Source organism: Bifidobacterium sp. W8114 (genome assembly GCF_016101165.1).
GTDB lineage: Bacteria > Actinomycetota > Actinomycetes > Actinomycetales > Bifidobacteriaceae > Bombiscardovia > Bombiscardovia asteroides.
Genome location: NZ_JACFRA010000001.1, coordinates 647,719 through 659,575 on the forward strand (window position 1 = coordinate 647,719; position 11,857 = coordinate 659,575).

The following is an 11,857-nucleotide window of genomic DNA, read 5'->3' on the forward strand; positions in this document are numbered from 1 at the left end:
TTACTCCTCGTTATCCCGGCCGTCGCGGCCGTCCTTCTCGTCCTCCGGGGCTGCTTCCTCCTCTTGGCGGCCATCCCGCTTGCGTCCGGTCATGCTGGCCAGGGAATCGCTCATGGTGGTCCGTGCCCTGCTGACGATGTCGTTCTCCTTGGCGGCCGGCTTGGCTGGCGTCCTGGGCGCATAGAGGACCTTGTCCACAAGTTCGGCATACTGGCGGAGCACCTCGGGGCGCACCACCTTCAGGCTGGGGGTCAGGGTACCGTCCTCCTGGCTGAAGTCCTTGTCCAGCACCAGGAACTTGCGCACTGACTCGGCCCGCGAGACATTGCAGTTGGCCTTGTCCACATACTGCTGGATGAAGGCATGGATGGCCTCGTTATGACTGGCCTGCTCCATGCTCATGTCAGCGTCCAGACCCTGGGAGGTCAGCCAGGACTTCAACATGCCGGCATCCAGGGTGACCAGGGCGCCCACGAACGGCCTGCCGTCGCCCACGACAACGGCCTGGGAGACTATCGGGCAGGTGCTGATGACATCCTCCAAAGGCGCCGGGCTGACGTTCTTGCCGCCGGCGGTGATGATGACGTCCTTCTTGCGGCCGGTGATGAAGACGAAGCCCTGGTCGTCGATCTGGGCCAGATCTCCGGTGTGCAGCCAGCCGTCTTTATCGAGAACGGTGGCATCCAGCTCAGGTTGATGGTAATAGCCCATAAAAACGCTGGGGCCCTTGACCAGAAGCTCGTCATCGTCGCTCAACCTGACCGTGATGCCCGAGCCTGGGCGGCCGACCGACCCCACCTCGTTGGCATCCTCGAAGTTGACGATGCATGGGGCCGCCGTCTCGGTCATCCCATAGCCCTGGATGAAGGTGATCCCGTCGATTCCGTTGAAGAAGTGGGCCAGGTCGGCATTCATGGGCGCGCCGCCGCAGGCCAGGTAGCTCAGGTTGGAGCCCAGGGCGGACTCGATCGTGTTGCCGACGGTCTTGGTATAGAAGGCGTGGGCCAGGCGGGTCAGAGGCGAATGGCCACGCCCTTCCTGCTCGTCCTTGGACCACTTGACGAAATGCCTGGTGGCCTTGGCGAAGACCTTGCCGGCCATGCCGGTACCGGCCTTCTGCGAGGCGGCGTTATAGACCTTCTCGAATACACGGGGCACGCCCAACAGATAGGTGGGACGGAAGGTGCGCAGATCGGTCAGCAGGTGCTTGGCATTGGAAACATACCCGACCACGCCCTGGGCGCCGATGGCCACGTACTGGATGTAGCGGGCAAAGCAGTGGGCCAGGGGCAGGAAGAGCATCAGGCGGGAGGGCGCTGCCAGCATGTGGTAGAGCACGTCCCAGCCCACGAAGACGATATGGACGAAGTTCCGGTTGGAGAGCATGGCGCCCTTGGGCTCCCCGGTGGAGCCCGAAGTGTAGACGATGGTGGCCAGGTCGTCAGCCTTGACCTGGGCGATGGCCCCATCCAGGCGCTCGTCGTCGATCCCCTGGCCGAATTCGCTGACTGCGTTCAGGCCCCCTGCTTCGAAGTTGAAGACATACTTGAGCTTTGGCGATGACCCCCGGACCTGCTCCAGAATCTGCGCATGCTCCGAATCTCCGGCGAAAGCCAGGACACAGTCCACGTCCTGGACGATCTTCTGTGCCTGGCTGGGCGAGTCGGTCTCATAGATGGGCACCGAAACCGCTCCGATGGCGGCACAGGCGAAGTCCGTGACCCCCCAGTCATAGCTGGTGGAGGCGTAGATGACTACGGTGCTGCCTTTTTCCACACCCAGGGCCATCATGCCCTTGGCCACAGCCCGAACCCGTGCGGACATCTGCCCGGCCTTGACATCGTGCCAGTTTCTGGTCATGGGATCCTGCCACTGGGCAACCAGCTCCTCAGGATCGCGGGCGGTGCGTTTTGCCAGGAGCGAATAGATGGTGTCCTTGTCCGTCGTCGGGTGTTGAAGCTCGACCGTATATTCACGCAACATACCCACCATCATATGGGCGACCCCGCCAAAGCCGCCGCCTAGCCCATGTCGAAGCGCACACAGACCCAGCGCGAACCGCTTCTTGCAACGATCAGGTTGGTCAGCACAGTACGCTCGCCGACCAGGAATCCGATGGTGGTTTCGTACCGGTCACGGTCCACACAGTAGAGCTCGACCAGTTTAGGAATCAGCGGCAGGTAGGCCATACCGACATGATCCGCCGTGCGGACCATACCCAGATGTTGATCACGCATCAGTCTGGCCAGTACAGCCAGCCGTTCCATGCAAACGCGGTTGAGCACACGGTCCAGGCTCTTCATCGGCAGGCGGCCCCGCAACACATCGAAGACCCTGGATGCCAGCGCACACAGATTGACAAGAATTCGCTTCAAATCCCCCGACAGACCCTTATGACCAGCAGCATCCGCCGGCCGAACGAAGTTGACGGTTCGCACTGTCAAATTGATGTTTCCAAGACCCAGCGGCACCTGCATACAGGTAGACGGCCACCAGCCGCCAAACCCCTGCCCTGTCGAATCCTCGATTGTCCGATCCCGATCCCAAGTCGGCGTCAGATCCATATACTCCGTCATACTTCTCACCTCGCACTTCTATGTGCTTGTTCCCCCTCCCATGCCGGCGAGGTGCACTGGGCAAACGACGCAACGACAACGATTACGTCCAGAGTATGAATGCGCTGAGGCATTGTAAAGGCCGGTTCGGGAATGTGGTCAACCTGAACCGGCCTTGATGCGGATTGTGGATAAATGGACTGTGAATGCCCTGTCTTGTTTAGCAGCGAGGAGCAGGAGTCACTGCCACACGGCACTTCTGGAAGTTCTTGACATCCACGTAGCCGGTGGAAGCCATGGCCCGGCGCAGGGCCCCAATCAGATTCAGACTGCCATCGGTGCGATCGCTGGGGCCGAAGAGTATGCGCTCAAGGCTTCCAACCTGGCCGACCTGGACCCTGCGACCCCTGGGCAGATCAGGATGATGGGCCTCGGCCCCCCAGTGCATGCCCTGGCCGGGAGCCTCTGTGGCCTTTGCCAGTGGCGTACCCAGCATGACAGCGTCGGCCCCCATGGCCAAGGCCTTGACAAAGGAACCCGAGGTGCCGGTCTCACCGTCGGCGATGACCTGAACGTAGCGTCCACCGGACTCGTCCAGGTAGTCACGACGCGCCTCGGCCACATCCGAGATGGCCGTGGCCATGGGGGCCTGAATTCCGATGGTGGCGGAGTCGGTAGAGGATGCTCCCCCGCCGAACCCGACCAGCACCCCGGCGGCCCCCGTGCGCATCAGATGCAGGGCGGCCTGGTAGGTGGCGGCCCCGCCAACGATGACCGGAACGTCCAAGTCGTAGATGAACTTCTTCAAATCCAGGGGCTCATGTCTGGTGGAGACATGCTCAGCCGACACCGCCGTGCCGCGGATCACAAAGAGATCCACACCTGCATCGACCACCGTGGTGTAGAACTCCTGCGTACGCTGAGGGGAAAGGGCTCCAGCCACCGTGACACCGGCCTTGCGAATCTCCTGCAGACGGCGGGTGATCAACTCCGCCTTGACCGGCTCCCGGTAGGCCTCCTGAATGACCGCAGTGGCCTGCTCCGGCGAGGCATTGGCTATCCGATCCAGCTGCGGACGCGGATCCTCGTATCGGGTCCACAGTCCCTCCAAATCCAGCACACCCAAACCGCCTAACCGTCCTAGGGCGATGGCCGTCTCGGGGCTGGTCACCGAGTCCATGGGCGCTGCCAGTAGGGGCAGGTCGAACTCGTAGGCATCCACCTGCCAGGCCGTGGAGACATCCTGGGGATCCCTGGTCCTTCTTGATGGGAGTATGGAGACATCATCGAGCGTGTAGGCCACCGTGGCCTTTTTGCCGAGGCCGATTTCGATTTCCTGTGTCATGTCTGCCAGCCTAGCGCCTCATGATGACGCTCTGGCGTGCTACGAGCGGGTTACGAGCATAGGAACAGAGGGTAACAAACTTGGGATAGAACTGTTCGCGAGCGCAACTGCGGCACCGGGGCAGGATCGGGCCCCGACCCGCCGACCGATAGGAGGCCGCCATGGAGAAAGTCACCGTGAAGGGACGCATCGTCGAGCTCGACGGTGACGAGATGACCCGGGTCATCTGGAAAATGATCAAGGAACGGCTGATTCTGCCCTATCTGGACGTGGACCTGGACTATTACGACCTGGGCATCCGCAACAGGGACGCCACCGACGACAAGGTCACCGTACAGGCGGCCCAAGCCATACAGCGCGAGCATGTGGGTGTCAAGTGCGCCACTATTACCCCTGACGAGGCCCGGGTGAAGGAATTCGGTCTTAAGCGCATGTGGAAGTCGCCCAACGGCACCATCCGCAACATTCTTGGAGGAACCATCTTCCGCGAGCCCATCGTCATCGATAACATCCCCCGACTGGTTCCAGGATGGTCCAAGCCCATTGTGGTGGCCCGCCACGCCTTCGGTGACCAATACCAGGCCACTGATTTCACCGTTCCCAAGCCTGGAAAGCTGAGTGTCGTCTTTACTCCTGAGGACGGGAGCGACCCGGTGACCCGAGAGGTGACCACCTACCCAGGACCAGGCGTGGCCCAGGTTCAGTTCAACCTCGACGACTCCATCCGCGACTTCGCCCGATCATGCTTCAACTATGCCCTGCAGAGGCACTATCCGGTCTACCTAAGCACCAAGAACACCATCCTCAAGGCCTACGACGGACGGTTCAAGGATATTTTCGCCCAGGTCTACGAGCAGGAGTACCAGGGTCGGTTCGAGGAAGAGGGGCTGACCTACCAGCATCGTCTGATTGACGATATGGTGGCCTCCTCGCTCAAGTGGCAGGGCGGCTATGTCTGGGCCTGCAAGAACTACGATGGCGATGTCCAGTCCGATGCAATAGCTCAAGGGTTCGGTTCCCTTGGCCTCATGACCTCCATGCTGATGACGGCAGACGGGCAGACGGTAGAGGCCGAGGCCGCCCATGGGACCGTGACCAGGCATTACCGGCGCTGGCTCAAGGGCGAGACCACCTCCACCAACCCGGTCGCATCTATTTTCGCCTGGACCGGCGGACTCAAGCAGCGGGCACGGCTGGATGGCACGCCCAAGGTAGCCCGGTTCGCACAAACTTTGGAGTCTGTGGTCATCGAGACCGTGCGCTCCGGCCGTATGACCAAGGACCTGGCCAGCCTGGTTGGTCCCGATCAGCCCTGGCTGGACACCGAAGGGTTCATGGATGCCCTGGACCAAGCCCTTGCCGAGCGTATGGCTTCAGCTGCTGCCAAGGCAGACTAGCAGAACAAGACAAGACATCATCGCCTTCCATTACAGGCGGTCATTCTGCTCAGATCAGCCTTGACCGTCTGCCCCTTGGCGAGAACCTTGTGCGCAAAAGCAAGGAAGTTCTGTACGCTCCTGACCGAGAGCCAATACAATGGTTGGTCGGGACCCGACCGGAGTCGGGCTCTGTCGGAACGAAGGAGCGAATGTGAAGAAGACCGGCTTTGCACGGCATTTGTCCGGCTTGCTGGCTTTACTGGCGTGCCTGGTCATGGTGGCATCGACTGGTGCCTGCGGTCCGGCACTGGGCAAGGGGGAACCGTCCCCGAGCGCCCCGCAGAGTCAGGCGACCTCCACGGCAGCTGCAGAGGTACCTGGTCAGGTAGCCATTTTCACACCTTCTGACGGCATCACCCTCTCCCAGCACACACCCATCAACAAGTGGGCCGCCCTGGTTCCTGAGATCAAGGCGGCACTGACCAAGGAGCATCTTTCCGGAAAGCGCATCGATACCTATACCAGCGGGAATCTGGAGGATCAAAGCAAGGAACTGCAGGATTACGTGGTCAACCGCCTCTCGGAGCGCAAGGCCGGGAAGACCTCAGCGCCGACCACGCTGGTGGTAGCGCCCATGACCTCGCCGGACTCCATTACCCGCCAGTATGGCGACTATATCAGCAAATCACTGGATGCCGATGCCAAAGACAAGGCGCGCACACGTCTGGTTTCGTCTCTGCGTCTGGCCACCGGAGCAGGCATGCATGTGGTGCTCCTGGCCAACCAGGTACCGGGCATTCAGCCGGATCTGTTCGTACAGTTGTCTGATGCACGGGCCATTGGTCAAATGCAGGCGGACAAGCTGGCCAGCAAGCTGGAGCTGAACAAGGCCAGCAAGGACAACCCCTGCCGCATCGAGATTCTGCTGCCGAACCGCCCGGCCGATGCATCCTCTGATGAGTCCTCTGATGACACGGACACTGAAGCCGGCCAGGCTGAACGGGACAAGCAAGAGGAGCAGAATTCCTTTCCTGCCCAGGCCTTTGCCGGAATCTGGCAGGTGCTGGGGCCATACTTCAAGGATGGGAGGGCTATCAGCCCCTCGGGACTCCTGAAGGCAGACAGCACCGAGCAGGACTGGCAGGCGGTCGCCTTCGACCCAGGCAAGGATGCTTCGGCTACCGGCAAAGAGCTGGCGACCCGCCTGGCCATGAACGATGGCTCAAAGACCCATACCGAGGTGGACGGCATTTTGGCTATGAACGATTTCATCGTTTCCGGGGTGGTCTCAGAGCTTGGTGATCTTGGATATAGGGGTTCATCAGCGGATGTCAACCCGGAGATCTCCATATCCGGCATCGTGGGATCAATGGCCGGCCGCAAGGATCTGCATCGGCAGCGCGTGCCTAAACCCGCCCAGAGCCCTACAACCCAAAATCAAACAGGGTCGGAGGCGAACCCTTCACAGCAGGTCCCGGGCAAGACCCAGGGATCCACGCACCCGGACGACCGCGCCGCCTGGCCAATCATCAGCGGATATGGTGCCTACGTGGATAACATCCCACAAATCGTTGACGGACGACAGTGGATGACTGGGCTGGAGGACAGGCTGGGGCTTGCGGCTGATATTGCCAAGGCCTGCGTCGGCCTCAACAGCCAGGGCAAGGTGCCGGCCATGGATACGATCCAGACCGTCAACCAGGACGGGAAGCAACTGCGCCGCCTGTCAAGACCCTTGGTTGCGGTTTCGGCCTCCAACCTCAAGGCGGCGCTGATTGATACAGACTACATCAAGCCGGCCGACGCGGGCCTTTGAGCATAGATCTCCTGCTCGATTCGGTCCTCATACCGCTTGAGAACCTCCTGACGGCGGGGCTTGTATGAGGCGGTGAGCAGACCGTTTTCACGAGTGAAGTCCTGGTCCAGAATCAGATAGCGGCGGATGCCTTCAGCCCGGGATACCTGGCTGTTGGCCGCGTCCACTGCATGGTCGACCTCAGTGCGGATGATGGGGTTCTCCCCGGCCGAAGCAATATCTTCCAGGGGTTCAGCACCCTGATCGCTCAGCCAGCGGTCGACTTCCTCGGGATTGAGGGTAATCAGGGCCGAGATGAATGGTCTGCGGTCCCCGATGACCATGCAGTGGCTGATGATGGGCGAACGTTCAACGGCTGTTTCCAGCAGCGAGGGCGAGATGTTCTTACCTCCTGCAGTGATGATGATCTCCTTGCGTCGACCGGTCAACCGAACGAACCCGTCCTCGTCCAGACTGCCCAGATCGCCGGTCAGCAGCCAGCCGTCGCGAATCTGCCTCGTGGTGATTTCCGGATGGTTGTGATACCCCATGCAGACATCGGGGCCTTTGACGCACAGCTGGCCCTCCTGGTCGATGCCCACGGTGATGCCGGGCATGGGCAGGCCGATGGTGCCCAGCCGATAGCCCTTGGTGGGGTTGACCGTCACCGGGCCCATGGTCTCGGTCATGCCATAGCCCTCCAGAAGAGGCAGGCCGATGCCATTGAAGAAGTCCGCAATGTCCCTGTCAAGCGGAGCTCCGCCCGAAATGGCATACTTGACCCGGCCGCCCAAGGCCTCCAGGATGGGGTCGTAGACGGTACCTGTGTACATGAGGTGCTTGGTCCTCAGCGACATGGGAACCCGGCTTCCGGTCTGCTGGTGACGGGACCACTGCCTGGCCACTCCTGCAGCATCCAGGAAAATCCTGCCCCTGGCACCTGTTCCGGCCCGCTGGGAGGCGGCGTTGTAGATTTTCTCGAAGATTCGCGGCACAGCCAGGATGAAGGTGGGCTTGAAGGTCTGCATGTCCTGCAGCAGATTGCGGATGGACCCGGTAAGCCCCAGGGTGAGATCCGTGGCGATGGCGAAGAACTGCAGACAGCGGGCAAAGGCGTGGGCCAGAGGCAGACAGAGCAGAAGCCGCCTGCCCTCGCCCAGGCAGATGTCAGGAACCGCCTGGGCACCTGAACGCACAGTGAAGATGATGTTGCTGTGGCTGAGCTCTATGCCCTTGGGCTTGCCCGTAGAGCCTGAAGTGTAGACGATGGTGGCCAGGTCGGAACCTTGCACCGAGTCGGCCCGGGCCTGGAAGTCCGCCTGGTCCACCGTCCGTCCATAGGCGGTCATGGTGGTCAGCGCTCCCCTGGTGATCACATACAGGTCGTTCAGATAGGCGCACTGGGAACGAACCGCGTCCACCCGGGCCCTCATGTCGTCATCCTCCAGAAAGGCCAAGCCCACATGGGAGTCGTTGAAGATACGCCGGATCTGGTCGGGAGAGTCCGTCTCGTAGACCGGCACCGTCACCGCTCCGATGGCCAGGATGGCCATGTCCAAGGCAGTCCACTCCCAGCGGGTGTGCGAGACGATGGCCACCGAGTCCCCCCGACCTATCCCCCGGGCCATAAGCCCCTTGGCCAATGCGACGACACGGTCGCGGAACTCACGGGCCGTGATGGTGCTCCACTCACGTCCGCTACGGTACTCGAGCAAGGGATCGTCGCCCAGGCGCTCCACCCTGTCCTCAAGCAGTGAGAAGACGCTTGCATCAGCATCTATTGGCTCCTCAAGCGGACGCGTGAATTCTTGCTGCATGTTCTGCATGACCACTCCCTGCTGAAACGGCGTTATGTTTAACGATTCTAACCGCTCCCCCGGGCTGGCGATATACCCGATCTGCAGACGCGCGCGTCATCTGAACGACCCTGGCACTTCTATAAAGGTTTGAGACGAATCCGATGATTTCCGACTTTAGCGCCTGGATCCAGGTACAGGCCTTGATCGTCTTTCAGTCCCCAGTGCAGACACTCCTGGGCACAGTGGTCAGAGACTCCCTCTACCTTTCCCCAGACTGTGCCGGCCTGAAGTCGGGTTCCCACCGGCAAAGAGCTCTGCGCAGGCTCGTAAGTGGAGACCAGGTTTCCGTGACGAATGGAGACCACATCCTTGCCTCCCACGGAACCTGCAAAGACGATGACGCCATCTGCCGGAGCACGGATATCACTGCCTTGCCCCGCCGCCAAATCTATCCCGCGATGCCCGCTCAGCCATGGACGATCAGGAGGATCAAATAGACGCATGGCCTGAGGGACAGCCTTACCTCCAGGCTTTGGTTCAAGGGGCCACAGCCAGCCCCGGCGGCAGGCTGTGGTCGATGAGGTAAGTCGACCGTTCTGCGCCGGAGCTGCAGCCGAAGGCAGGGTCGGCGCAGGCTGAGCCGTGACGGTCACTGTGGGCCCTGCAGCCGACAGGCCCAGGGCCAGCATCAGCACCAGCAGCGTCCCGGGAAACCAAGGGGGGCGGCAGCCGGAAGGCATGTTGGGCATCCGGCCGGTAACCCGCCTGATGCCCTTGTTCTTATGGTCACGCGCAGAGGCCATGGTCGCACCTTCATTCCGTCATCGTGGATGCCCGATTGAGCGTCCATCATCATGATGGATCGGGGGCTAAAGTCACGCGAGACGGAAGGAGGCATGTGGTCGAATACGCAATCGTCCACATCCAGATAGACCGTAAAGGCACCCTACCTGAGAATCCGCGGATAGGGTTCCGAGCCAAGATGCCTTTGGCGGCCTTTTAAGCCAGATGAATGACCGTCCAGGAGACGGGAGGCAGCTGAAGGCTCAAGGCATCCTCATCCATCTTGAAATCTGTCCGGGCATGCATGACGACCCGCTCCTGGTCTTCAAGAGTGTTGCGTGCCGAGGGGTCGTCCTCATGCAGGGTGCTGACCGTGGCCTGTCGATGTCGATCCTGTTCAGGCAGGGCGATTTTGAAATCAACAGAACTGTCGAGGCTGCGGTTGACCGCGAAAACACTGAGGGAGCCGTCGGCACCTCTGACGGCCACTGAATCCGTCATGGGCACCTGGCCATAGCGCGAGGTCTCATAGGTATCTCCGCTTTGCAGGCTCTTGAGTACACTGGCGCCTCGTGCATAACGGGCGGTCAGGGCGAAGGGATAGAAAATGGTCTGCCTCCAGGCCGGGCCGCCGGGTTCAGTCATGATGGGGGCAATGACGTTGACCAGCTGGGCCAGGCTGGCCGCATGAACGACGTCGGCATGCCGGAGCAGGGTGATCAGCAGGTCGCCCACCACCACGGCATCTGCCACCGAATAGACATCCTCCAAGAGCGGCGCGCCTATAGGCCAATTGTCGATGCCTTCGGGCGATCTGCTGGCCTCTGCAGCCTGGTACCAGACATTCCACTCGTCGAAGGAGATGTAAACCTGATGGTCACTGCCCAGCCGGGCACGCGAGGCGGCGATGATGGCCGCCACATCGGTGATGAAACTGTCCATGTCCACGCCAGAAGCCAGAAAGCTGGCCATATCTCCATCCCGGGGCGCGTAATAGGCATGGCATGAGAGAAAGTTCACATTTTCGAAGCAACGCTCCAGGACGGTACGCTCCCAGAGACCGAAAGTGGGCATGGTATGCGAAGAGGATCCGCATACAACCAGATCCAAGTCCGGATCGATCATCCGCATGGCCACAGCCGTCCGGTTGGCCAGATCCGCATATTCCTGTGCACTCTTGTGGCCGATTTGCCAGTCGCCGTCCATCTCGTTGCCCAGACACCACATCCTGATGTTGAAGGGGCGATCATGGCCGTTGGCACGCCGCCGTTCAGACAGCTCGGTACCCGATGGCACATTGCAGTATTCGAGCAGATCCAGGGCCTCCTGCAAGCCCCTGGTGCCCAGGTTGACGGCCTCCATGAGCTCGTTGCCGCCCAGCTTGTCCAGCCATTCGCTCATCTCGTGCAAGCCGAACTCGTTGCTTTCGCCGGAATGCCAGGCCAGGTCGAGACGACGAGGACGGCTTTCGCGCGGTCCCACGCCATCCTCCCAGCGGTAGCCCGAGACGAAGTTGCCACCCGGGTATCGGATGGTGGTCACGCCCAATTCCTTGACCAGATCCATGACGTCCCGGCGGAAACCCTGCTCGTCTGCTGTAGGATGCCCCGGCTCATAGATGCCAGAGTAGATGCCCCTGCCCAGGTGCTCCACGAAGGATCCGAAGAGGCGATCGTCAATGGGCGTGGACTCCTGCTCCTCATCCACCCTGAACTCTGCCCTGCCGCTGTGATTTAGCTGCCTTCGCGTCACTGTCTAACTCCTTCGTTCTGACTCTGTTGTCTATGGTTCTCGCCGACCCTATAACTATAGGCCATTTGAATAGTACAACCTTGTGTCTTCGACAAGGCACCCGTCTGTCGCCTCCTGCAATCTCAGAAGGTGCCTCCTGGCACAGAACGAAAAACCGCGTAATCATCCCACCTCGCACAAGGGATGGGAATATTCGAAACAGACCGGCAGCACCAGGCCTCGAGTCGGGAGAGTTAAACACGATTTAATCGATTGGGCATCCCAATACTCGTATTTACCACTACTCGTATTTGCCACAACCAGGAGCATTTGATACAGGGGGGGGGGGGCATTGCTTGATGGATCATGCAATATTAAAGAAACCGGGCTATAGGAACTAAACGCGTTGTTTATGTTGGGGGTTTGGCCTTGTGGCTGTAAGCGTGTTGGGTGGTTGTTAATAGGTCGGG

The 11,857-nt window shown here is 60.6% G+C and carries 8 protein-coding genes; 2 read left to right on the forward strand and 6 right to left on the reverse strand.

Features of this window, described 5'->3' with window-relative positions; translation table 11 throughout:
- The 3 genes from H3T89_RS02715 to H3T89_RS02725 all read right to left on the reverse strand — a co-directional run bounded on the left by H3T89_RS02715 (position 1) and on the right by H3T89_RS02725 (position 3,900).
- A complete protein-coding gene (locus tag H3T89_RS02715; protein WP_198216163.1) occupies positions 1 to 1,983 on the reverse strand; it encodes an AMP-dependent synthetase/ligase in 1,983 nt (660 codons plus the stop codon).
- Between the two features lie 38 nt (positions 1,984 to 2,021).
- Positions 2,022 to 2,576, reverse strand: a complete 555-nt coding sequence (locus H3T89_RS02720) for a hypothetical protein (protein WP_015021745.1) — start codon at positions 2,574 to 2,576, stop codon at positions 2,022 to 2,024.
- 199 nt (positions 2,577 to 2,775) lie between these two features.
- Positions 2,776 to 3,900: a GuaB3 family IMP dehydrogenase-related protein gene (locus tag H3T89_RS02725; RefSeq protein WP_110417148.1), complete on the reverse strand. Its 1,125-nt coding sequence runs from the start codon at positions 3,898 to 3,900 to the stop codon at positions 2,776 to 2,778.
- 161 nt (positions 3,901 to 4,061) lie between these two features.
- Between H3T89_RS02725 and H3T89_RS02730 the strand changes: the two genes are divergently transcribed.
- Both H3T89_RS02730 and H3T89_RS02735 read left to right on the forward strand, forming a co-directional pair.
- Complete coding sequence (locus tag H3T89_RS02730) at positions 4,062 to 5,297, forward strand: NADP-dependent isocitrate dehydrogenase (protein ID WP_198216164.1); 1,236 nt, start codon at positions 4,062 to 4,064, stop codon at positions 5,295 to 5,297.
- Between the two features lie 256 nt (positions 5,298 to 5,553).
- The gene (locus tag H3T89_RS02735; RefSeq protein WP_198216195.1) at positions 5,554 to 7,095 is read left to right on the forward strand and encodes a hypothetical protein; all 1,542 of its coding nucleotides are present in this window, start codon (positions 5,554 to 5,556) and stop codon (positions 7,093 to 7,095) included.
- Here H3T89_RS02735 and H3T89_RS02740 read toward each other — a convergent pair.
- From H3T89_RS02740 to arfA, 3 genes are all read right to left on the reverse strand, one after another.
- A complete protein-coding gene (locus H3T89_RS02740) occupies positions 7,065 to 8,891 on the reverse strand; it encodes an AMP-dependent synthetase/ligase (RefSeq protein ID WP_198216194.1) in 1,827 nt (608 codons plus the stop codon). The genes H3T89_RS02735 and H3T89_RS02740 overlap by 31 nt on opposite strands.
- A gap of 119 nt (positions 8,892 to 9,010) precedes the next feature.
- Positions 9,011 to 9,676 carry a M23 family metallopeptidase gene (locus H3T89_RS02745; protein WP_198216165.1) on the reverse strand — a complete coding sequence of 222 codons (666 nt, stop codon included), beginning with the start codon at positions 9,674 to 9,676 and terminating at the stop codon, positions 9,011 to 9,013.
- A 196-nt stretch (positions 9,677 to 9,872) separates the two neighbouring features.
- Entirely contained in the window at positions 9,873 to 11,408 is a 1,536-nt protein-coding gene (gene arfA / locus H3T89_RS02750; protein ID WP_415873459.1) for an arabinosylfuranosidase ArfA, read from the reverse strand.
- Positions 11,409 to 11,857: the final 449 nt, after the last annotated feature.

Bases quoted from the DNA above. Each gene is read 5' to 3' on its own strand.
- H3T89_RS02715 (WP_198216163.1), bottom strand. From the start codon at position 1,983: ATGTTGCGTGAATATACGGTCGAGCTTCAACACCCGACGACGGACAAG.
- H3T89_RS02735 (WP_198216195.1), top strand. From the start codon at position 5,554: ATGGTGGCATCGACTGGTGCCTGCGGTCCGGCACTGGGCAAGGGGGAA.
- H3T89_RS02730 (WP_198216164.1), top strand. From the start codon at position 4,062: ATGGAGAAAGTCACCGTGAAGGGACGCATCGTCGAGCTCGACGGTGAC.
- H3T89_RS02745 (WP_198216165.1), bottom strand. From the start codon at position 9,676: ATGGCCTCTGCGCGTGACCATAAGAACAAGGGCATCAGGCGGGTTACC.
- H3T89_RS02740 (WP_198216194.1), bottom strand. From the start codon at position 8,891: ATGCAGCAAGAATTCACGCGTCCGCTTGAGGAGCCAATAGATGCTGAT.
- H3T89_RS02725 (WP_110417148.1), bottom strand. From the start codon at position 3,900: ATGACACAGGAAATCGAAATCGGCCTCGGCAAAAAGGCCACGGTGGCC.
- H3T89_RS02720 (WP_015021745.1), bottom strand. From the start codon at position 2,576: ATGACGGAGTATATGGATCTGACGCCGACTTGGGATCGGGATCGGACA.